The following is a 21,561-nucleotide window of genomic DNA, read 5'->3' as shown; positions in this document are numbered from 1 at the left end:
CCGGAGGTCGCCGTGGTGGTCGGTAGCGTGGGCCCGTGCCAGGACCTGGGGAGACGCTCGTCGGCGCGGGTGCCGCGCGCTTCGCCGGCCGCGCCGCGCGCGGCGTGATCGAGTGCGTCGACGTGCGCCGCTCGCCCGAGCGGCTGCGGTCCGAGGGCCCCTGGTTCGTCGTCGCCGACTTCGACGGGCCCGCCGCGGGCGGGCGCGTGCGTGCGTGGCGCTTCGCCGAGCGCGTCGACCCCGACGACGCGACGTGGTCCGACGCCGACGGCGCCGCGGCACCGGCCTGGCGCGGCCCCGCGCCGACGTCGTGGACGAGCTCGCTGAGCCGTCCCGCGTACGAGGCCGCCGTCTCGCGCGTGCGCGACGAGGTGCGCGAGGGCGAGGTGTACCAGGCGAACGTGTGCCGCGTGCTCAGCGCCCCGCTCGCGCCCGACGGCTCCGGCGAGCCGGACGCGCGGGCCCTCGCGCTCCGGCTGGCACGGGGGAACCCCGCCCCCTACGGAGGGATGGTGCACGTCCCGGCGAGCAGCGGCGTCGACCCCGTGTGGGTCGTCAGCGCGTCCCCGGAGCTGTTCCTGGGGCTCTCCGGCGGGGTCCTGACGTCGGGACCGATCAAGGGCACCGCGCCCGCCGCGGACGGCCTCAGCGCCAAGGACCGGGCCGAGAACGTCATGATCACCGACCTCGTGCGCAACGACCTGCAGCGCGTGTGCGACCCCGGGACCGTCGAGGTCACGGACCTGCTCGCGGTGGAGGAGCACCCCGGTCTGGTCCACCTCGTGAGCCGCGTCGCCGGCCGGGTGCGCGACGACGTGCTCGCCGCGCCCGACCGCTGGGGGCGCGTGCTCGGGGCGACGTTCCCGCCGGCGTCGGTCTCCGGCGCGCCGAAGTCGTCCGCGCTGCGCGTCATCGCCGCGCTCGAGACGGCCCCGCGGGGCCCGTACTGCGGGGCCGTCGGGTGGGTGGACGGGGACGAGGCGGTGCTCGCCGTCGGGATCCGGACGTTCTGGTGGTCCGACGGCGTGCTGCGGTTCGGGACCGGTGCAGGTATCACGTGGGGGAGCGAGCCCGCGCGCGAGTGGGAGGAGACCGAGCTCAAGGCGCGCCGTCTCGTCGGGCTCGCCTCCGGCACACTGGAACCATGACGCAGCCGTTGCCCACGCCGGGAGCCCCCGCCGCACCGCCCGAGAACCTCGTCGTGTGGGCGGACGGCCGCCTCGTCGCCCCGGGCGACCGGGCGCTGAGCGCGGTCGACCACGGCATCACCGTCGGCGACGGCGTGTTCGAGACGTGCGCCGTGTTCGACGACAGGGCGTTCGCCCTCACGCGGCACCTGCGCCGCCTCGCCCGCTCGGCGCGCGGCCTCGGGCTCGACGCGCCCGACGACGCCCTCGTGCGCGACGCCGTCGCGCAGGTCCTCGACGAGGCGCGCACCCGGGCGTCGGGCGGCGCGGGCGCCGTCGGCCGGCTGCGCATCACCGTCACCGCGGGCCTCGGCCCGCTGGGGTCGGGCCGCACGCCCGGGGCGCAGACGGTGGTCGTCGCGGCGGGTCCGGCGACGATCGTCCCGCGCGGTCGCGCCGTGCGGTCGCCGTGGACGCGCAACGAGCGCTCGGCGGTCGTGGGTCTCAAGACGACGTCGTACGCGGAGAACGTCGTCGCGCTCGCCGACGCCGTGGCGAGGGGCGGCGACGAGGCCCTGCTCGCGAACACGCGCGGCGACCTGTGCGAGGGGACGGGCGCCAACGTCTTCGTCGAGCGGGGCGGGGAGCTCGTCACACCGCTGCTCTCGACGGGGTGCCTCGCGGGCATCACGCGCGAGCTGCTCCTCGAGTGGGCCGCCGAGGACGGCCTGCCCGTGCGCGAGGCGCTCCCGGGCGAGCTCCCGTTCGAGGTGCTCGACGAGGTGTCGGACGGCCGTGCCGGGCTGCTGCTGACCGGGTCGGTGCGCAACGTGCAGCCCGTGGCGTGGCTGGACGGTGTCGAGGTGGAGGCGGGGACCGTGTCGCTCGCGGCGCGCGAGCTGTTCGAGCGCCGGCGGCGCGAGCGTCTCGATCCGTGAGGGCTCGAGCCGGTTTTCCGTTCCGGTCCGGTTCAGGCTAGTATCGACCTCGCACTCGGGCGATTGGCGCAGTGGTAGCGCGCTTCGTTCACACCGAAGAGGTCACTGGTTCGAACCCAGTATCGCCCACGAGCAGCACCGGTCACGAGAGGCGCCTTTCCCACGGGGAGGCGCCTCTCGTGCGTTGCCACGTCCAAGGACCCGTGGCGGGCGGGCGCTGCGGCCCGCCCACCACCACGCTCCAGGGCGGAGCGCCGCCCGGCTCAGGACGCCCGGGCGTAGGTCTGGATGCGGTCGATCTGGAGCGGCGGCTTCTTCTCGCCGGCGGTGACCGCCACGTCGAGGCGGTTCTGCGGCGGCGCGAGCGGGCAGGTGACGAAGTTCGTGAACGCGCACGGGAAGGAGAACGCCCGGTTGAAGTCGACGACCGTGTCGCCGTCGGTCTCGATGTCCGGGACCCGCACGAGCCGTCCGTTGCCGTACGTCTCCCCGCCGCTCGTCGCGTCGGTGAAGTGGGCGTTGCCCCGCTCGATGCCGGTGTCGTCGTCGGGGCGGCCCGCGACCGCGAGGGTGTACTCCGTGCCGTCGAGCGTGAAGGCGACCGTGCCGATGACGCGCTGCTCCTCGAAGACGCCCCGCTCGACCGTCGGGTAGTCCGACGCCTGCTCGGGGGTCCGCGTGAAGCGCGCGGGGAGCACCCAGCGCTCGTCCAGCGGGTAGGTCTCGATGTCGTCGAGGTGCTTGCGCGCCGCCTCGCGCGGGTCGCGGACCCGGACGCCGAAGATGTGGCGACCGGTCGCGTCCGTGCGCTTGATCGTCTCGATCCGCAGGTCCCCGAAGTAGGCGGGGACCAAGGAGTACTTGTGGCCGGTGGAGATCGGCGTCGGCTCGGTGACGGGGGTGCCGTCGAGCGTGACCGTCCGCCCGCTGCCGTCCGGGGTGTGCACGACGTCGCCACCCTGCACGGACCACGTGCCGGGGATCCCGTCGATGCTCAGCGGCTCGCCCTCGACCAGCCAGTCCTGGCTGACCATGGCCATCCAGCCGTAGGGGCTCGTCAGCTCGTCGAGCCGGGCGCGGTGCCACCGCTCCCACTCCTGGCGGTACTCGTCGGTCACTGCGGTCATCTCGGGTCCTTTCGTCGGGGGGCGGGCCGTGAGGTCTCACGGCGAGGGCTCGGGGAGATGCTCGTCGCGCGCTCGACGAACGCGCGGACCTGCGCGAACGAGTCGGCGTCGGCGAACGCGTTGCCGGCGGGCGTCCCGCCGGTCGTGTACTCGATCCCGGACACCGGGTGGCGGGTCGGGCCGTGCGCGACGGGCAGGTGCGGCAGGGAGATCGCGTGACCGGCGTCGGGGTAGTCGAGCAGCAGGGTCTCGTGCGGGTGCGCCGCCTCGCGCAGCGTCTCGACGACCTGGCGCGAGTACATGCTCGACGGCCACAGCCGGTCGTCCGTCCCCGCGATGCACGCCACGGGTCCGGCGATGCGCTCGACGGGGATCCGTGACGCCGCGGCGAACGCCCGGTCCCGCAGGCCGTCGACGTAGACGTTCCGGTGCGGTCCGGGCGGCGGGCCACCGGTCCACGGCTGCCAGCCGACGCCGGGGTTGTGGTCCCACAGGTGTGCGAGCGGGCGGCCGCCGAGCGTCCATGTGGGCGAGTCCCAGCCCTCTGCGGGGTCGGCGGCGCCCTGGGCGCCGTGCACGTGGGCGCCGGGGACGTACGCGACGACGGCGCCCACGAGTGCCGGGTACGTCGCGCCCAGCAGCAGCGCGAGCTCGCCCCCGCGCGACTGGCCGCTCACGACGACGACGCCGGCACGCGGGGCCAGCTCGTCGTGCACGGTGAGCAGGGCGCGCTCGAAGTACTCCAGAGGCGTGCGCGTGATGTGGTCGGGGAGCCCGGGGACGCCGAAGTAGCCGAGGGCGAGGGCCTGGACCCCGCGCGACGCGTACAGCGCGCCGCGCTGCTCGTTGATGCCGCCGCCCGACCCGTTGAGCACCACGACCGTCGGGTGCGGCCCGTCGCCCGCCGGCGTGAAGAGGGTGCCCACCAGGCCGTGGTCCCGGACCTCCGTGCGCCGGACGCCGGGCCCGGTCCAGTGCTGCACGAGGGTCGCCTCGGCCCGCAGCGCGAGGTCGGACTCGTCCCAGGCCTCCAGCCGCGTGACGAGAGGTGCCGACACGTCGACGGCGGCGGAGCGACCGGACGCCGGCCCGTCCGGACGCTGCGACGTGAGGAGCGCCATCCCGTCGACGCGCCCGTAGTCGCCGAAGGCGGGAGGGTCCCGGTCCAGGCGGACCACGCCCGCGCGGTCCGCCCGGTAGGTCGCCCGCGCCGACCACGGGACGCCCCCGCGGACGGTCGTCCCGCACACCGTGACGAGCGCGCCGGGCTCGGCGCCCGTGACGGCGATGCGCCGTGGGACGTCGAGCAGGTCCTCGGCAGGGTCGACGGTGAGGTGGAGGGTCACGAGCCACCTCCGGCGAGCGCCTCCCAGACGTCGCGGTCGACGTCGAACGCGGCCGCCTCGGGCCGGGACCCCGGGACGTGGCCGCCGGCGCGGTGCCACTCCTGGCTCAGCAGCTCCGTCCGGTCCGCCAGGTCGTCGACACCGAACGCGAGGGGGTCCAGCGCGAGCACCCACAGCCCGCGCCCGACCGTGTCGCCGCGAGCGCCGGACAGCAGGCCCGCGAGCGTCTCGACCGTCAGCCCGAGCAGGGAGCCGAGCAGGCCGGCAGGCAGGAGGGTGCCGACGGACCGGGCGTCCCGGGTCGGTCGGCCGTCGGCGTCGAGAGCGGCGCCGTCGGGCAGGGGCGTCCCGTGCTCGGCATGACGGCGCGCCTCCGCGAGCGTGACCGTGCCCGTGGCGGCGTCCACGACCAGGGCGCGGGTCGTGCCGTCCCCTGCTCGGGGCACGGCGACGGCGAGAGGGTTCGTGCCTACCACAGGCGCGGTGCCCCCGTACGGCGCGACCGTCGGTCCCGACTGGGCCAGCGCGACGCCGACCAGCCCGTCCTCGGCGAGCGCGCGGACGTACGCCCCGACGCGGCCGGTCCCGCCCGCGTGGCGCACGGCCACGACGCCGACGCCGTGCGCGCGGGCGAGAACGCCCGCGCGGCGTACCGCCGTCGCCAGCGCGACGGGCCCGGGCAGGTGCCGCGCGTCGACCGTCGCGGTGGCGCGAGCGCTGGGGACGGTCGGGACGGTCGAGGAGGCGGGGAGGGCGGAGCGGTCCGCGTCGCCGGGAGGGGTGTCGCGGAGCTCGCGGACGAGCAGGGCGAGCCCGAACTCGGGCCACCCCGACGCGTCGCCGGCGACCAGCGCGCGAGCGGCGAGGTCGGCGTCGGCGGGGTCGTACGGGGCCAGCGCGGCGCGTGCCCTGGCGAGGGCGGCGGCCGCGTCGACGCGGACGGTGCGGTGCGTCGGCACGGAGGTCCTTTCGGGGAGAGGTCAGGCGTCGCCGAAGAACGCGCCGGAGTCGATGGCCAGGCCCATGACGACGGCGCGCCCGCGCCGGATGTGCTCGAGCTCGAGGCGCGCGGCGCCCTCGCCGTCGCCGGCGCGGAGCGCGGCGATGAGGTGGCGGTGGTCGTCGAGCGGCGGTCCCGGCTCGAGCGGCTGGCGCCCGCAGAGCCGGAAGGCGCGCTCCAGGTCCTCGAGCGCGAGCTCCGTGATCGAGTGCAGGCGCGGGTTGCGCGAGTACTTCGCGACGCGGCAGTGGAACAGGTGCGACGCCGACAGGATCGACTGCACGTCCTGGGCGCTCGGGTAGCTGCCCTCCGCGATCGCCTCGAGCTCGTCGATCTCGGCGGCCGTCGCGTGCGTCGCGGCGAGCCGCGTCGCCATCGGTCCGGTGGCCTCGCGGACGTCCAGGACGTCGACGAGCGTCTTGAGGGTGACCGGCGCGACCCGGCACAGGGCGCGGGGGCGGACGTCGACGAGCCCGTCGTGGTCGAGCCGGTGGAGCGCGTCGCGCACGGGGGTCCGGGACGTGCCGAACTCGGACGCGGTCTCCGTGACGTCGATCTCCTCGCCGGGGCGCAGCTCGGTGAAGATGATCCGCCGCCGGAGCTCGTGGTAGATCCGGTCGGCGACCGGGACGACGCTCATGCGACGGCTCCGCGACGCGTCGCGGCGGGGCGTGCGTTCATGTGCTCCTCCTACTGGCGGGACCAGGGCACGAGCCGGCGCTCGAGCAGCGTGACCAGGGTCGTGGAGACGTATCCGAGCACGGAGATGGTGACGATGCCCACGAACATCTTGGCGACCGCGAACGTCGTCCACGAGCTCCAGATGAGGTAGCCCAGGCCGTTGCGCGAGCCGACGAACTCCGACGCCGCGATGATGACGAACGCGCCGCCGACGGCCAGCTTGAGGCCGGTGAAGATGCTGGGCAGCGCGGCGGGCAGCGCGACGGTCCGCCACCTCTGCAGGCGGCCCGCGCCGTTGGCGGAGGCGACGTCGAAGTAGATCTGCGGTGTCTGCAGCACACCCCCCATCGCGTTGTAGAAGACGTAGAAGAAGACCCCGATCGCGACGATGACGTACTTGCTCGCCTCGCCGAGCCCGAAGACGAGCAGGAGCAGCGGGAAGATCGCGACCTTCGGGACCGGGAGCAGGCTCGCGAAGATCGGGCCGAGCAGCGTCCGGAGCGTCGCGACGGAGCCGAGCGCGATGCCGAGCACGAGACCGGGGACGGCACCGAGGACGAACCCGACGGCGATGCGCGTCAGGGTGATGCCCGCGTGCTCGAACAGCTCGCCGCTCGCGACGAGCTGCGCGAACGTCTCGGCGATGGACGACGGCGCGGGGAAGAACCGCGCGTCGAGGAGGTTCGTGCGGCTCGCGACCTCCCAGACCGCGAGCAGCAGGAGCGGCGTGAACGGGCCGACGACCCGGACGACGCGCCCCTTGCGCGACCGGCGAAGCCGCTGCGCGAGCTCGCGCGTCACGGCGTCCGTGCTCGCCGCCGAGGCGGCGTCCGGGGTCGCGTCGACGGAGGCCTGGCCCGCGGCGTCGGCGGTGTGCCCGGGCACGCGGGCGTCGGTCACGGACCTCATGCGACCGCCTCCTCGGCGGCTCGCGGCTCCTGCGCCTCGGCGTCGCGCAGCAGCCGCCACAGCTCGTACGTGATCTCCGCGTGCCGCGGGTCCCGCCGGAGCTCCAGGATGTCGCGGGGGCGCTCGAACGGGATGGGGACGTCCGCGAGGATCCGCCCCGGCCGCGCCGACATGACGACGACGCGGTCGGCGAGGACGAGCGCCTCGTCGACGCTGTGCGTGATGAACAGCACGGCCTTGGACGTGCTCGACCAGATCTTCAGCAGCTCCTGCTGGAGCACGACGCGCGTCTGCTCGTCGAGCGCGCCGAAGGGCTCGTCCATGAGGAGCGTCGACCCGTCGTCGGCCAGCGCACGGGCGACGGAGGTCCGCTGCCGCATGCCGCCCGAGAGCTGGTGCGGGTAGTAGCCGCGGAACTCCGTGAGGCCGACCATGTCGAGCAGCGGCGCGACGCGCTCGCGCCGCTCGGACCGCCGCACGCCTCGCAGGCGCAGCGGGTACTCGACGTTCTGCTCGACCGTCAGCCACGGCAGCACCCCGTGGTCCTGGAAGACCACGGACGGACGGGCGGCCATGGTCGTCGACCCGCGGTCCGCCTGCTCGAGACCGGCGAGGATGCGCAGGAGCGTGCTCTTCCCGCAGCCCGACGGCCCGAGGACGCAGACGAACTCGTGGTCCTCGATCGTCAGCGACACGTCCTGGAGCGCGACGAGGACGTCGTCGCGACGGCGGTCGTAGAACGCCTTCCACAGACCGTCGACGGCGACGGCCGTCACGAGCCCAGCTCCGCGGCCTGCTCCTGCGCCTGCTCGAGGATGTCCGAGCGGAAGATTCCCTCGACGTCCGCCTCGCCCTCGTACTCGAGCGTCCCGCGGTCCCGGAAGAACTGCTCCTGCTCGTGCACGTCCTCCCAGTCGATCTCGCCCGTGGGGTCCTGCTCGGTGAGTGCGAGGGACGTCAGCGTCTCGACCGGCAGCTCGGTGTACCGGGCGATGATCTCCTGGTTGGCCGCGTCGTCCCAGCCGCCGTCCTGCAGCTCGGCCGCGGCGCGCAGGTAGGCGGCCGTGAACGCGACCACCGCGTCGGGGTGCTCGTCGACGTACTCCGTGCTGAAGACGAGCGCGCCGAGCTCGGTGCCGGCGTGGTAGTCGATCGGCAGGATCTCCTGGGTGATGCCCTCGCTCTCGAGGGACGAGGATATGGGCTCGATGGACCAGGCGGCGTCGATGGAGCCGCCGACGAGCGCGGGGCCCGTCTCGGGCGGGCCGACGTTGACGAGCTCGACGTCGTCGAGGGTGAGACCGCCCGCCTCGAGCGCCTTGGCGACCGAGTAGACGCCGAAGCCGCCGTCGCCGGGGATGCCGACCCGCGTGCCGGCGACCTCCTCGATCGAGGTGATGCCGGACTCCGTGGAGACGACGAACGGCGCGGGGTTGGGGCCCGACTCCGGGACGCGCGACACGCTGGCGATGACCGAGAGCGAGGCACCCGCCTCGGTCGCGTTGAACAGCCCGGCTCCCCAGGTGGCCCCGCCGGCGGTGACGTTGTTCGTGCTGACGAGCTGGTACGTCTCGCCGGACGTGCCGCCCTTCGCGAGCAGCTCGACGTCGACGCCGGCGTCCTCGAAGTACCCCTTGTCCTCCGCGAGGAAGAACGGCGCGTAGTCGGCGTACGGGGAGTAGAGGAACGAGATCCGGGGGGCGGCGCTCTCGTCGCCCGGTCCGGCGGCGTCGCCCTCCGCGGCGCACCCGGCGAGAATCCCCGTCGCCGCGACGAGAGTGATGGTGACCGCCGAGCGGCGTGACATGGCCATGAGACTCCTCCAAGCGTCTGACACACGAGCGAGCGCTGCGTGATGCGCTTGCCACTATGCGCTAGTGCATCAGTTGCCACGAGCATGACACGGATCGTCTCGGATCATGGGACGACGTAACGCCGACCGCCGTGGTCGCGCGCGTCCGTCGCCCTGCGTGCGACGCCGTCCCGGTCCTCCTAGGGTCGTGGCACGACCGGGACGGACGAGGACGGGGAGCCGATGACCTATCGCGAGCACGAGCGCACGCTGAGCGCGCCGGACGACTGGGCGGTCCCCGACCTCGAGGTTCCGGGCACCACCGCCGGGCCGGCCGGGACCCTGGACCTCGACGCCCTCTACTACGACACGCCGGACCTGCGGCTCCTCGCACGCGGGGTGACGTTGCGACGGCGGACCGGCGGGGAGGACGCCGGATGGCACCTCAAGCTGCCGGCGCCCGGGGACGCGCGGGACGAGGTGCGTCGGCCGCTCGGTGCCGACGCGGCGCCCCTGCCCCCGGAGCTCGCCGCACCGGACGACGCGCCCGAGCCGCCTGCCGAGCTCGTCGGGCTCGTCCTCGGTCTGACGCACGGGACGCCCCTCGTGCCGGTCGGCCGCCTCCGGACCGAGCGCAGGGTCGTGGAGCTGCGCGAGGAGGCGGGTGCCGGCGCGGCACTCGTGGAGGTGGCAGAGGACCGGGTCACGACCGAGCGTCTCGTCCGGGCGGCGGGCTCGCACGATGCCGGCGACACCGAGCACACCGAAGGCGCCGAAGACGCCGAGGACGCTGCCGCGGCCGGCGCGGGGCACACGGACGCGTGGCGGGAGATCGAGGTCGAGCTGCTCCCCGCGGGACTGGCGACCGACGACCCGGGCGCCCTGCTGGACGCCGTCGTCGACGCGCTCGTCGCGGCCGGAGCCCGTGCGGAGCGCAAGGACCCGAAGCTCTCGCGCGCTCTCGGCGACGCGGTGCCCGCCGCGCGCGAGGCGGGGACGACCGACCGTGACGGGGACGGCTCGGCGGGCGCCGTCGTCGCGCGCTACCTGCGCGAGCAGGTCGACGCCCTGCTCGACCGCGACCCCGACGTGCGCCGCGACGCGCCGGACGCGGTGCACAAGGCCCGCGTCGCGGCCCGGCGGCTGCGGAGCGCGCTCGCGACGTTCCGCCCGCTCCTCGACCGGGAGGTCACCGATCCCGTCCGCGACGAGCTGCGCTGGTGGGGGCAGGTGCTGGGCGAGGCGCGCGACGCGGAGGTCGCCCGCGACCGGATCCGGGTCGTGCTCGACCGACTGCCGGACGAGCTGGTCGTCGGGCCCGTGCGGGCACGTGTCGTCGACGAGCTCGACGCCCGGTACCGCGAGGCGCTGCGCACCGCCGTCGCGCAGATGGGCGAGGACCGCTACCTCGACCTGCTGACGGCGCTCGAGGACCTCGCCGACGCGCCGCCGCTCACCGCGCGCGCCGCCGACCCCGCGTCCGAGGTCCTCCCCGCCCTCGCCCGCAGGACCTGGAAGCGCACGCGTCGTCGGGCCACGGCTGCGGCCGCGGCGGAGGGAGAGCGCCGGGACGAGCTGCTGCACGACGTCCGCAAGGCCGCGAAGCGTGCGCGGTACGCGGGGGAGTCGATGGAGCCGGCGATCGGCAAGGCCGCGGCGCGCTTCGCCCGCCGCCTCGAGGCGGTGCAGGACGCCCTCGGCGAGCACCACGACGCGGTCGCCCTCGCGCGCACGCTGCGCGAGCTGGGGATGCGCGCGAACCTCTCGGGCGAGAACGGGTTCAGCTACGGGCTGCTCGTCGGGATCGAGCGCGAGCGGGCCGACCGGGCGCTCGCGGACCTCGACGACGCGTGGGAGGAGGCACGGCGCAGGCGCCACCGCCGCTGGACCGCGGGCTGAGCCGTCGACCGCTGCGCAGCCGCCCGTCGTCGCCGCGCCGTGGCACGCGGTCCGGTCCGCGGCTAGCGTGCGAGGCGGGCGCGGGTCCACCGCGCCGACACCTCGCGCACAGCAGGGAGTTCTGCCATGACGGAACGGGAACCGAAGAAGCAGGGCGGTCTCGGCGACCTCCTGGGCCAGGCCAAGGAGCTCCTCACCGACGAGCGCATCGACCAGGTCGCGGGAGCCGTCAAGGGCGTCGCGCCGGACTCCGTGGACAAGCACGTCGACACGCTCGCCGACAAGGCGAAGGACGCCAACGGCGACGACACCGACCGCCGGACCGCCGACCGCCGGGACGTCCCCGGCCCGGGCGTCGCGGGCCGCTAGCCCCGGCGCTCCGCGCCCGGTCCGGAGGTATCCGGTTCGTCCGGCGTGCGCGGGTCGGTACGATCGAGGGGCGCCGTCGACGACGGCGCCCCTTCGAGCGCCCCGGCACCGGCCGGAGCCTGGAGACCGCTCTCACCGAGGACGCCGCGCGCGTCCTCCCACCCGCAAGGAGCAGCACGTGTCGGACGTCGTCCAGCCACCAGTCACCACCGCCCCCGAGTCCGGGACCTTCACGGTGGAGACGGCGACGACGGGCACGGAGCTCTTCGCCGACCGCCGCGACGTCGTCGTCGTGCGCGTGAACGGCGCGCTCAAGGACCTCGACACCGCGCTCGCCCCGGGCGACGAGGTCGAGGGCGTGACGATCGACTCCCCGGACGGGCTGTCCGTGCTGCGCCACTCCGCGGCGCACGTCCTCGCCCAGGCCGTCCAGCAGGTGAACCCGGACGCGAGGCTCGGCATCGGGCCGCCCATCACCGACGGGTTCTACTACGACTTCGACGTCGAGACGCCCTTCACGCCCGAGGACCTCAAGGCGCTCGACAAGGCGATGGCGCGCATCGTGCGCGAGGGCCAGACCTTCCGCCGCCGCGTGGTCACCGAGGACGAGGCGCGCGCCGAGCTCGCGCACGAGCCGTACAAGCTCGAGCTCATCGGGCTCAAGGGGTCGTCGGAGACGGCGGCCGAGGGCGCGAGCGTCGAGGTCGGCGGCGGCGAGCTGACGATCTACGACAACGTCCGCGGCGCCGGGCGCGAGAGCGAGACCGTGGTCTGGAAGGACCTGTGCCGCGGCCCGCACCTGCCGTCGACGAAGCTCATCGGCAACGGCTTCCAGCTCATGCGGTCGGCCGCCGCCTACTGGCGCGGCAGCGAGAAGAACCCGCAGCTCCAGCGGATCTACGGCACGGCGTGGCCCACCAAGGACGAGCTCAAGGCGTACCTCGAGCGGCTCGCCGAGGCGGAGCGCCGTGACCACCGCCGCCTCGGCAGCGAGATGGACCTCTTCTCGTTCCCGGACGAGATCGGCTCCGGCCTCGCGGTCTTCCACCCCAAGGGCGGCATCATCCGCTCGGAGATGGAGGAGTACTCGCGCAAGCGACACGTCGAGGCGGGCTACTCGTTCGTCAACAGCCCGCACATCACCAAGGCGAAGCTGTTCCAGGTGTCGGGCCACCTCGACTGGTACGCCGAGGGCATGTACCCGCCCATGCACCTCGACGAGGAGCTGGACGACGACGGCACCGTGCGCCGCGCCGGCCAGGACTACTACCTCAAGCCGATGAACTGCCCGATGCACAACCTCATCTTCGACGCGCGCGGCCGCTCGTACCGCGAGCTCCCGCTGCGCCTGTTCGAGTTCGGCACGGTGTACCGGTACGAGAAGTCGGGCGTCGTGCACGGCCTGACCCGTGCGCGCGGCTTCACGCAGGACGACGCCCACATCTACTGCACGCGCGAGCAGATGCGCGACGAGCTCACCTCGCTCCTGACCTTCGTGCTCGACCTCCTCAAGGACTACGGCCTCGACGACTTCTACCTCGAGCTCTCGACGCGCGACCCCGAGAAGTCGGTCGGCGACGACGCGACGTGGGAGGAGGCGACCCGCACGCTCGAGGAGGTCGCCACGGCGTCCGGCCTCGACCTCGTGCCCGACCCGGGCGGGGCCGCGTTCTACGGGCCGAAGATCTCCGTCCAGGCGAAGGACGCGATCGGGCGCACGTGGCAGATGTCGACGATCCAGCTCGACTTCAACCTCCCGGAGAAGTTCGAGCTCGAGTACACCGCGCCGGACGGGTCGCGCCAGCGCCCGGTGATGATCCACCGCGCGCTGTTCGGGTCGATCGAGCGCTTCTTCGCCGTGCTCCTCGAGCACTACGCGGGCGCGTTCCCGGCGTGGCTCGCCCCGGTCCAGGTCGTCGCGGTCCCCGTCGCGGAGCCGTTCAACGACTACCTGGCCGACGTCGTCGCGCAGCTGCGCGCGCAGGGCATCCGGGCGGAGGTCGACTACTCCGACGACCGGTTCGGCAAGAAGATCCGCAACGCGAGCACGCAGAAGGTCCCCTTCACGCTCATCGCCGGTGGCGAGGACGTCGAGGCGGGTGCCGTCTCGTTCCGCTACCGCGACGGACGCCAGGACAACGGCGTGCCGGTCGCAGAGGCGATCGAGCGGATCGTGACCGCCGTGCGCGACCGCGTCCAGGTCTGACGCCGCGGTGGGGGACGACGCGAGAGGAAGGTCGGGCGTGGACGGCGACGCGACGATCGAGCCGCCGGGGGACCACCCGAGGTTCGACGACGGTCTCGAGCGGCTCTGGACGCCGCACCGCATGGTGTACGTCGGCGGGCAGGACAAGCCCGCCGACGACACCGCGGGGCAGTGCCCGTTCTGCCGCGTCCCGTCCCGCTCCGACGAGGACGGGCTGGTCGTCGCGCGCGGCGAGGACGCGTACGTCGTGCTCAACCTCTACCCGTACAACCCGGGCCACCTCATGGTCGTGCCCTACCGCCACGTCTCGGACTACACCGGGCTCACCGAGGCCGAGACCTCCGAGGTGGCGCACCTCACGCAGACCGCGATGCGCGTGGTGCGCGCGGTGTCCGCGCCGGACGGGTTCAACCTGGGCATGAACCAGGGGACCGTCGCGGGCGCGGGCATCGCCGCGCATCTGCACCAGCACGTCGTGCCCCGCTGGACGGGCGACGCCAACTTCCTGCCCGTCGTCGCGCACACGAAGGCGGTGCCGGAGCTGCTCGCGGACACGCGCGCCAAGCTCGCCGCGGCCTGGAAGGCGCAGCCGCAGCAGTCGCAGCACGGGACGCCCGGCGCGCGGGAGGGGGACGCCTGATGTTCGGCCGCCTCCGCGCCCTCACGACCCGCCTGTTCACCCCGCTCGCCGCGCTCCTGCTGCGTCTCGGCGTGAGCCCGGACGCGGTGACGGTCGCCGGGACGCTCGGCGTCGTCGCGGGCTCCCTGTGGCTCTTCCCGACCGGCCACCTGTTCGCCGGGACCATGGTCGTCATGGTCTTCGCGTTCTCCGACGTGCTCGACGGCGTCATGGCCCGTCGCGCGGGGCGCTCGGGCCCGTGGGGGGCGTTCCTCGACTCCACGCTCGACCGGCTCGCCGACGGCGCCCTGTTCGTCGGGCTGACGCTGTACTTCGTCCGGGCCGACGACGCGCGCCTCACCCCCGACCTCGTGGCGTGGGGGACGTGCACGGCGCTCGCGTGCCTCGCGCTCGGCGCCGTCGTGCCGTACGCCCGCGCGCGGGCCGAGAGCGTCGGCATGACGGCACAGGTCGGCATCGCGGAGCGCGCGGACCGGCTCGTCGCGGCCCTCGTCGCCGCGGGCATCGTCGGGCTCGGCGTCCCGCCCGTCGTGCTCGTCGTCGTGCTGGGACTGCTCGCGGCCGCGAGCGGCGTGACGATCGTGCAGCGCGTGGCGACGGTGCGCCGGCAGGCGCTCGCCCTCGCGACGCCGGACGACGGGCGCCACGACGGACGGACCGACGAGACGGAAGGCGCACGCTGACGATGGGGATCGACACCGGCAAGGTCTTCACCCTCGCGTGGCGCAACGCCCACAAGGTGCCCGAGCCCATCCTGCGCGCCGTGTTCGCGGCCGTCGCGGACGTGACGTGGCTGCTGCACGGCGCCGGGGTGCGCCAGCTCGAGCAGAACCTCGCGCGCGTGCGGCCCGGGCTCTCCCCGCGTGCGCTCCGCCGGCTCTCCCGGGCCGGGATGCGGTCGTACATGCGGTACTACCGGGAGGCCTTCACCCTGCCCGCGTGGACGCCCGAGCAGGTCACGGCGCGCGTGCGCGTCGTCGGCGAGCAGAACTTGCGCGAGCACTTCGACGGCGACCGCAGCCCCGTGCTCGCGCTGTCCCACCAGGGCAACTGGGACCTCGCCGGGGCGTGGGCGACCCGTCACCTCACGACCGTCCTCACCGTCGCGGAGCACCTCGAGCCCGAGGAGGTGTTCCAGGAGTTCCTCGCGTTCCGGACCGGGCTCGGGCTCGAGATCCTCGCCCTCGGCGACGGCGACGTGTTCCGCGACCTCGTGCGCGGCGCGAGCCGGCCGGGACGGATCATCCCGCTCCTGGCCGACCGCGACCTGACCGCCCGCGGCATCGAGGTTGATCTCTTCGGCGAGCGCGCGCGCGTCGCCGCCGGGCCGGCGGCGCTCGCGGTGAGCACGGGGGCGCCCCTCGTGCCCGCGGGCATCCACTACGAGCGCCTGCGCGGTGCCCGACGCCGCGCGGCCGGGACACCGTGGGGCCTCGTCATCCGCTTCTTCCCGCGGGTCGAGGTGCCGGACGACGTGCCCCGGTCGCAGCGCGTCGCGGTGGCGACGCAGGCCTGGGTCGACGCCCTCTCCGTCGCGATCCGCGAGCACCCCGAGGACTGGCACATGCTGCAGAAGGTCTTCGTCGAGGACCTCGACCCCGAGCGGTACGCCCGCACGCGCGCCGCGGCGGGCGAGGACAGCGCCGCCCCGGCCCAGGCCGACCCGGAGCCGGCCGCATGAGCCTGCGCGTCGGGATCGTCTGCCCGTACTCGTTCGACGCGCCGGGCGGGGTCCAGTTCCACGTGCGCGACCTCGCCGAGGCGCTGATCGCCCAGGGGCACGAGGTCTCCGTGCTCGCGCCCGCGGACGACGACACCCCCGTGCCCGAGTACCTCACGCCCGTGGGTGGGGCCATCCCGGTGCGCTACAACGGGTCGGTCGCCCGCGTGACGTTCGGGCCCCGCACGGTCGGCCGGGTGCGGCGCTGGCTCGACGCCGGCCGGTTCGACGTGCTGCACCTGCACGAGCCGGTGAACCCGTCGCTGTCGATGAGCGCGCTCTGGATCGCGCAGGGACCCATCGTCGCGACGTTCCACACGTCGCTCGTGCGCTCGCGCGCCCTGCAGGTGGCGTACCCGCTCGTGCGGCAGAGCCTCGAGAAGATCGACGCGCGCATCGCCGTCTCGGAGGACGCGCGGCGCACGCTCGTCGAGCACCTGGGCGGGGACGCCGTCGTGATCCCCAACGGGGTCTACGTCGGCACCTTCGCCGACGCCGTGCCGCAGCCGCGCTGGCAGGGCACGCCCGACGCCCCGACCGTCGCGTTCCTCGGCCGCCTCGACGAGCCGCGCAAGGGGCTGCCCGTGCTCACCGACGCGATCCCGCGCATCCTCGCCGAGGTCCCGGGCGCGCGGTTCCTCGTCGCAGGCCGCGGCGACGCGGGACGCGACGAGGCCGTGGCCGCGCTCGGCGAGCACGCGGCGTCGGTCGAGTTCCTCGGCGGCGTGAGCGACGACGACAAGGCCGCCATGCTCGCGTCCGTCGACCTGTACGTCGCGCCCCAGACGGGCGGCGAGAGCTTCGGCATCGTGCTCGTCGAGGCGATGAGCGCCGGCGCGTGCGTCGTCGCGAGCGACCTCGGCGCGTTCCGCCGCGTGCTCGACGACGGCGCGGCCGGAGCGCTGTTCCCCGTCGGAGACGGCGCGGCGCTCGCGGCGACGGTCGTCGAGGTCCTCGCCGACACCGGCCGGCGCGAGGCGTACCGCGACCGGGCCCGGGAGTTCGTCCGCCGCTTCGACTGGTCCGCCGTCACCGCCGAGGTGCTCGCCGTGTACGAGATGGTGCTCGCCGCCTCCGAGGCGGTCATCCCGGTGCACGAGGACCCGCGGTCGCGCCGGGGCGGACGCCTGCTCGGACGGGCGCGCACGGACCGCGACGAGGAGGCCCGCGCATGACCTGGTCGGAGACCGCGATCCTCGTCGTGGCCGTCGCCGTGCTCGTCGGCTGGCTCCTCTGGGTCTCCGCGTCGCGGCTCGACCGCCTGCACCGCAAGGTCATGGCGTCACGCCTCGCCCTCGACGCGCAGCTCGTGCGCCGCGCTTCCGCCGCCGTCGACCTCGCGGCGTCGGCGGAGCTCGACCCGGCGACCTCGGTGCTGCTCGCCGAGGCGGCGCACGCCGTCCTCGACGACGACGCGGACTCCCGACGCCTCGTCGAGAGCGTCCCCGGTCTGGGCGAGCAGGACGTGCCGCGTCCGCGCCGCCTGCTCGGCGGCATGGCGCCGTCGCGCGCGCTCGCGGAGTCGGACCTGTCGGCGACGCTGCGGTCCGCCCTCGAGGACCCCGAGGACGTCGCCGAGCTGCGCGAGGCCCCGGCGGGCGACGAGCTCCTCGGCAACCTGGCGGCCGCGTGGTACCGGGCGCAGCTCGCGCGGCGCTTCCACAACGAGGCCGTCGCGCAGGCGCTGCGCGTGCGCGGCAAGGGGTGGGTGCGCCTGTTCCACCTCGCCGGCCACGCCCCGATGCCGGTGACCGTCGAGCTGGACGACGCCTGGCCACCCGGTCTGGGGCGCCCCGTCGAGCTCGCCGCCGGCGCGTCCTGAGCGCGGCGGGCGGCCGCCCGCCGCCCGCCCGCCGCCCGCTCGGGCGGGACGCGCCGCAGTACGATGGTCGTGGTGTGCGAGCATGTGCCCGCCACTGCGCACGCCCCGCCCCGGCACGCTCCGTCGCCGGGAACCGACGGCGCGACCGCGCGGAGGCACGGCCGTCCGCCTCGCGACGACCGTGCGCCCCTCGAACCGAACGTGAGGTACCGGTGACCAACGTGTCCGAGCAGAACGTCCCCGCCGAGAACGTCCCCGCAGGGTCGGCGCCCGCCCCGGCCGGTGCCGTCGGCACCGCGAAGGTCAAGCGGGGCATGGCGGAGATGCTCAAGGGCGGCGTCATCATGGACGTCGTCACCGCCGAGCAGGCGCGGATCGCCGAGGACGCCGGCGCCGTCGCGGTCATGGCCCTCGAGCGCGTCCCCGCGGACATCCGCGCCCAGGGCGGCGTCTCCCGCATGTCGGACCCCGACATGATCGACGGCATCATCGCGGCGGTCTCGATCCCCGTGATGGCGAAGGCCCGCATCGGTCACTTCGTCGAGGCGCAGGTGCTCCAGTCGCTCGGCGTGGACTACGTCGACGAGTCCGAGGTGCTCACGCCCGCCGACTACGCGAACCACATCGACAAGTGGCAGTTCACGGTGCCCTTCGTGTGCGGCGCGACCAACCTGGGGGAGGCGCTGCGCCGCATCACCGAGGGCGCCGCGATGATCCGGTCGAAGGGCGAGGCCGGCACGGGCGACGTGTCCAACGCGACGACGCACATGCGCACGATCCGCGGTGAGATCCGCCGCCTCACCTCCCTCCCCGAGGACGAGCTGTTCGTCGCGGCGAAGGAGCTCCAGGCGCCGTACGAGCTCGTCAAGGAGGTCGCGGCCACCGGGAAGCTCCCGGTCGTCACGTTCACGGCCGGCGGCATCGCGACCCCGGCGGACGCGGCGATGATGATGCAGCTCGGCGCCGAGGGCGTCTTCGTGGGCTCCGGCATCTTCAAGTCGGGCAACCCGGCGCAGCGTGCCGCCGCCATCGTCAAGGCGACGACGTTCTACGACGACCCGGACGTGATCGCGAAGGTGTCGCGGGGCCTCGGCGAGGCCATGGTGGGCATCAACGTCGACGACATCCCCGTGCCGCACCGGCTGGCCGAGCGCGGCTGGTGAACCGCACGGCACCACGCCCCTCGCCGCTGCCGTTGCCGAGGCCGAGCTGCCGGGTGGCGCGGTGACGGGCGGTGCGGACGCGCCGTCGTCCCTGGGCCCCGACTGGGTGCTCGGGGACGACGGCCTGTACTTCCGTCGCGGCGCCCGCGTCCTGCTGCTCGACGACGCGGACCGCGTTCTGCTCGTGCGCGGCCACGACGTCGACCAGCCCGAGCGCTCGTGGTGGTTCACGGTCGGCGGCGGGATCGACGAGGGCGAGGACGACGTCGCCGCGGCGCTGCGCGAGGTCCGCGAGGAGACGGGGATCGAACTCGATCCCGCGGCCCTCGTCGGGCCGGTGTACACGCGCAGCGCGATCTTCGACTTCTACCGGCAGCACTGCCGCCAGGACGAGGTGTTCTTCCTCGCCCGACTCCACGGCGACGTCCTGGCGGCCGAGGAGCTGAGCCGCGACGGGTGGACCGACGTCGAGCTCGACGTCGTGGACGAGGTCCGCTGGTGGGGGCTCGACGCGCTCGACGAGGTCGAGATCGAGGTGTTCCCCGAGGGGCTCGCCGGCCTCGTCCGACCGCTGCTGGGGGGCTGGGACGGCGTGACCCGGCACCTCGGTCTCGCGCGCGAGCACTGAGGCCCGCGCGAGGACGCGCGCGGGCGAGGTCAGGCGCGGCGCGCCACGACGCGCCACACGATGCCGCCGACCAGCAGGCCGAGGCCGAGCAGCCCGCCGCCGATCGCGAGCAGCCACAGCAGCACCGTGCCGCCCACGGTCGCGAAGAACTCGCCGAAGCGCCAGCCCTCCGTGACGAGGAACGACTCGGACGGTGCCCCCTGGGCGGTCGAGACCGCCACCGTGCACGTCCCGTCGGCCGGCGCGGTGAACTCGCCGACGGTCTCGGCGGACGTCGTGCCCGCGCCGGACGACCCGGTCACGGACGGGGCGGAGACGAGCACGACGGAGCCGTCGCACGTCACGCCGACGTCGTCCGCCGCGAAGGCGACCTCGCCGGGCGCGACGACGGCCCACACCGTGTAGGGCTCCCCGTCCGCGACGTCGACCTCCGCCTCACCGGGAACCGTCCCGGACGCGATCGCGGCCGGACCCGGTGCGCCCCCGCTCTGGACGACACCGGTCGGGATCGCGCGCAGGAAGAGGGTCACGCCGAGGACGCCGGCCACGAGCGCGCCCACGAGCACGACGGCGCCCGCGACGACCAGCACCGCCGCGCCGCGCGGCGCGCGGCGGGGCGCCGTCGGCACCGGAGGCGGGCCTCCCCGCCCCGGGGCGGGGGAGCCGTACGGGGGGCCGGGCTGCGGTGCGGGCGGGTACGTCACGTCGGCGACCCTACCGGCGCACGTATCATCACCCCTCGTGACGATCACGATCGGGGTCCTCGCCCAGGGCGACGTGCGCGAGCACCGCGCCGCGCTCGAGTCCGCCGGTGCCCGCACGGTCGGCGTGCGCCGTCCCGAGGAGCCTGGAGCAGGTCGACGGGCTGGTGCTGCCCGGCGGGGAGTCGACGACCATCGACAAGGCTCCTGCGGATCTTCGAGCTCGACGAGCCGCTGCGTGCGCGCATCGGCGAGGGCCTGCCCGTCTACGGCTCGTGCGCCGGCATGATCCTGCTCGCCGACCGCATCCTCGGGGGCACGGCGGACCAGCGGACGATCGATCGGGCTCGACGTGACGGTGCGGCGCAACGCGTTCGGCCGCCAGGTGGACTCGTTCGAGACCGACCTCGCCTTCACCGGACTGCGGGGGACGACCCCGCGGTCCACGCGGTGTTCATCCGCGCGCCGTGGGTCGAGGACGTCGGACCGGGCGTCGAGGTCCTCGCCCGCATCCCCGACGCGAGCACGCCGGGGATCCCGGACGCGGCCGCCGGTAGGATCGTCGCAGTACAGCAGGGATCGCTGCTCGCCACGTCGTTCCACCCCGAGATCTCGGGCGACGCGCGCGTGCACGAGCGGTTCGTCCAGATCGCGAAGGGGTAGGAACGCATGTCAGGGCACTCCAAGTGGGCCACCACCAAGCACAAGAAGGCGGCCATCGACGCCAAGCGCGGCAAGGCTCTTCGCGAAGGCTCATCAAGAACATCGAGGTCGCGGCCCGCACGGGCGGCGGTGACCTGGCCGGCAACCCGACGCTCTTCGACGCCGTCCAGAAGGCGAAGAAGTCCTCGGTGCCGAACGACAACATCGACCGCGCCGTGAAGCGCGGGTCCGGCGAGGGCGCCGACGCCGTCGACTACCAGACGATCATGTACGAGGGGTACGGCACCAACGGCATCGCCGTCCTCGTCGAGTGCCTCACCGACAACAAGAACCGCGCCGCGGCCGAGGTGCGCACCGCGTTCTCCCGCAACGGCGGCAGCCTCGCCGACCCGGGGTCGGTCTCCTACCTGTTCTCGCGCAAGGGGCTCGTCGTCGTGCCCAAGGCCGACGGCGTGACCGAGGACGACGTCATGCTCGCCGCGCTCGACGCGGGCGCCGAGGACGTCACCGACTCCGGCGACGTCATCGAGGTGCTGTGCGAGGCCAGCGACCTCGTCGCGGTGCGCACCGCGATCCAGGAGGCCGGGATCGAGTACGACTCCGCGGACTCCGTGTGGCACCCGTCCATGGAGGTCGAGGTCGACGCCGAGGGTGCGCGCAAGATCCTGCGCCTCATCGACGCGCTCGAGGACAGCGACGACGTGCAGAACGTCTACGCGAACTTCGACGCGTCGGACGAGGTCATGGCGGAGCTCGAGAACGACGACTGCTCTCGCTCGACCAGCGGCGTCGTGGTCGGGGAGCCGGGCGGGCGGGGTGCGCGCGGTCTA

The 21,561-nt window shown here is 74.4% G+C and carries 20 protein-coding genes, 1 tRNA gene and 2 pseudogenes; 15 read left to right on the top strand and 8 right to left on the bottom strand.

Annotated features, from left to right (window positions below; translation table 11 throughout):
* Positions 1 to 35 precede the first annotated feature (35 nt).
* The 3 genes from ACWPWV_RS16615 to ACWPWV_RS16605 all read left to right on the top strand — a co-directional run bounded on the left by ACWPWV_RS16615 (position 36) and on the right by ACWPWV_RS16605 (position 2,194).
* Entirely contained in the window at positions 36 to 1,148 is a 1,113-nt protein-coding gene (locus tag ACWPWV_RS16615; protein WP_454044029.1) for a chorismate-binding protein, read from the top strand.
* A complete protein-coding gene (locus ACWPWV_RS16610) occupies positions 1,145 to 2,065 on the top strand; it encodes an aminotransferase class IV (RefSeq protein WP_454044028.1) in 921 nt (306 codons plus the stop codon). The genes ACWPWV_RS16615 and ACWPWV_RS16610 overlap by 4 nt, the downstream gene beginning before the upstream one ends.
* Before the next feature lie 57 nt (positions 2,066 to 2,122).
* A tRNA-Val gene (locus ACWPWV_RS16605) sits at positions 2,123 to 2,194 on the top strand.
* Positions 2,195 to 2,328: 134 nt separating this feature from the next.
* Here ACWPWV_RS16605 and ACWPWV_RS16600 read toward each other — a convergent pair.
* From ACWPWV_RS16600 to ACWPWV_RS16570, 7 genes are read right to left on the bottom strand one after another with little or no spacing between them, the layout of a single operon-like run.
* Positions 2,329 to 3,192, bottom strand: a complete 864-nt coding sequence (locus ACWPWV_RS16600) for a DUF1684 domain-containing protein (RefSeq protein ID WP_454044027.1) — start codon at positions 3,190 to 3,192, stop codon at positions 2,329 to 2,331.
* Entirely contained in the window at positions 3,189 to 4,538 is a 1,350-nt protein-coding gene (locus ACWPWV_RS16595) for an acyl-CoA thioesterase/bile acid-CoA:amino acid N-acyltransferase family protein (protein ID WP_454044026.1), read from the bottom strand. The genes ACWPWV_RS16600 and ACWPWV_RS16595 overlap by 4 nt, the downstream gene beginning before the upstream one ends.
* The gene (locus ACWPWV_RS16590) at positions 4,535 to 5,497 is read right to left on the bottom strand and encodes an Ldh family oxidoreductase (protein ID WP_454044025.1); all 963 of its coding nucleotides are present in this window, start codon (positions 5,495 to 5,497) and stop codon (positions 4,535 to 4,537) included. Before ACWPWV_RS16590 ends, ACWPWV_RS16595 begins: the two co-directional genes overlap by 4 nt.
* A 21-nt stretch (positions 5,498 to 5,518) precedes the next feature.
* Positions 5,519 to 6,178, bottom strand: coding sequence for a GntR family transcriptional regulator (locus ACWPWV_RS16585; protein WP_454044024.1), 660 nt, complete (start codon positions 6,176 to 6,178; stop codon positions 5,519 to 5,521).
* A 50-nt stretch (positions 6,179 to 6,228) separates the two neighbouring features.
* Entirely contained in the window at positions 6,229 to 7,128 is a 900-nt protein-coding gene (locus ACWPWV_RS16580) for an ABC transporter permease (RefSeq protein ID WP_454044023.1), read from the bottom strand.
* Positions 7,125 to 7,904 carry an ABC transporter ATP-binding protein gene (locus ACWPWV_RS16575; RefSeq protein ID WP_454044022.1) on the bottom strand — a complete coding sequence of 260 codons (780 nt, stop codon included), beginning with the start codon at positions 7,902 to 7,904 and terminating at the stop codon, positions 7,125 to 7,127. The genes ACWPWV_RS16580 and ACWPWV_RS16575 overlap by 4 nt, the downstream gene beginning before the upstream one ends.
* Positions 7,901 to 8,941, bottom strand: a complete 1,041-nt coding sequence (locus tag ACWPWV_RS16570) for an ABC transporter substrate-binding protein (RefSeq protein WP_454044021.1) — start codon at positions 8,939 to 8,941, stop codon at positions 7,901 to 7,903. The genes ACWPWV_RS16575 and ACWPWV_RS16570 overlap by 4 nt, the downstream gene beginning before the upstream one ends.
* A 222-nt stretch (positions 8,942 to 9,163) precedes the next feature.
* On the opposite strand from ACWPWV_RS16570, the gene ACWPWV_RS16565 reads away from it, so the two are divergent.
* From ACWPWV_RS16565 to ACWPWV_RS16520, 10 genes are all read left to right on the top strand, one after another.
* Positions 9,164 to 10,819 (top strand): CYTH and CHAD domain-containing protein, encoded by a 1,656-nt coding sequence (locus ACWPWV_RS16565; RefSeq protein ID WP_454044020.1) that lies wholly within the window; start codon positions 9,164 to 9,166, stop codon positions 10,817 to 10,819.
* Positions 10,820 to 10,945: 126 nt separating this feature from the next.
* Positions 10,946 to 11,188 (top strand): hypothetical protein, encoded by a 243-nt coding sequence (locus ACWPWV_RS16560; RefSeq protein WP_454044019.1) that lies wholly within the window; start codon positions 10,946 to 10,948, stop codon positions 11,186 to 11,188.
* 178 nt (positions 11,189 to 11,366) lie between these two features.
* The gene (gene thrS, locus ACWPWV_RS16555) at positions 11,367 to 13,394 is read left to right on the top strand and encodes a threonine--tRNA ligase (RefSeq protein WP_454044018.1); all 2,028 of its coding nucleotides are present in this window, start codon (positions 11,367 to 11,369) and stop codon (positions 13,392 to 13,394) included.
* Positions 13,395 to 13,431: 37 nt separating this feature from the next.
* Positions 13,432 to 14,034: an HIT family protein gene (locus tag ACWPWV_RS16550; RefSeq protein WP_454044017.1), complete on the top strand. Its 603-nt coding sequence runs from the start codon at positions 13,432 to 13,434 to the stop codon at positions 14,032 to 14,034.
* A complete protein-coding gene (pgsA, locus tag ACWPWV_RS16545) occupies positions 14,034 to 14,717 on the top strand; it encodes a phosphatidylinositol phosphate synthase (protein ID WP_454044016.1) in 684 nt (227 codons plus the stop codon). Before ACWPWV_RS16550 ends, pgsA begins: the two co-directional genes overlap by 1 nt.
* A 2-nt stretch (positions 14,718 to 14,719) precedes the next feature.
* Complete coding sequence (locus tag ACWPWV_RS16540; RefSeq protein WP_454044015.1) at positions 14,720 to 15,715, top strand: phosphatidylinositol mannoside acyltransferase; 996 nt, start codon at positions 14,720 to 14,722, stop codon at positions 15,713 to 15,715.
* A gap of 2 nt (positions 15,716 to 15,717) precedes the next feature.
* Complete coding sequence (locus tag ACWPWV_RS16535) at positions 15,718 to 16,929, top strand: glycosyltransferase family 4 protein (protein ID WP_454044571.1); 1,212 nt, start codon at positions 15,718 to 15,720, stop codon at positions 16,927 to 16,929.
* A complete protein-coding gene (locus ACWPWV_RS16530; RefSeq protein WP_454044014.1) occupies positions 16,926 to 17,576 on the top strand; it encodes a hypothetical protein in 651 nt (216 codons plus the stop codon). Before ACWPWV_RS16535 ends, ACWPWV_RS16530 begins: the two co-directional genes overlap by 4 nt.
* 221 nt (positions 17,577 to 17,797) lie before the next feature.
* Positions 17,798 to 18,739, top strand: coding sequence for a pyridoxal 5'-phosphate synthase lyase subunit PdxS (pdxS, locus tag ACWPWV_RS16525; RefSeq protein ID WP_454044570.1), 942 nt, complete (start codon positions 17,798 to 17,800; stop codon positions 18,737 to 18,739).
* A gap of 61 nt (positions 18,740 to 18,800) precedes the next feature.
* A complete protein-coding gene (locus ACWPWV_RS16520) occupies positions 18,801 to 19,367 on the top strand; it encodes an NUDIX hydrolase (RefSeq protein WP_454044013.1) in 567 nt (188 codons plus the stop codon).
* 29 nt (positions 19,368 to 19,396) lie between these two features.
* Here the strand turns inward: ACWPWV_RS16520 and ACWPWV_RS16515 are convergent, their stop codons facing one another.
* Positions 19,397 to 20,071: a hypothetical protein gene (locus ACWPWV_RS16515; RefSeq protein WP_454044012.1), complete on the bottom strand. Its 675-nt coding sequence runs from the start codon at positions 20,069 to 20,071 to the stop codon at positions 19,397 to 19,399.
* A gap of 37 nt (positions 20,072 to 20,108) precedes the next feature.
* Here ACWPWV_RS16515 and pdxT point away from each other — a divergent pair.
* Together pdxT and ACWPWV_RS16505 are read left to right on the top strand one after the other, a co-directional pair.
* Positions 20,109 to 20,731 (top strand): annotated as a pseudogene (pdxT, locus tag ACWPWV_RS16510) (pyridoxal 5'-phosphate synthase glutaminase subunit PdxT).
* 6 nt (positions 20,732 to 20,737) lie between these two features.
* Positions 20,738 to 21,495, top strand: a pseudogene (locus ACWPWV_RS16505) (YebC/PmpR family DNA-binding transcriptional regulator); the annotation flags it as partial.
* Positions 21,496 to 21,561: the final 66 nt, after the last annotated feature.

This window comes from Cellulosimicrobium sp. Marseille-Q8652, from assembly GCF_965112045.1.
The sequence above is the reverse complement of the archived record's forward strand: the minus strand, read 5'-3'. Positions and strand labels throughout refer to the sequence as shown.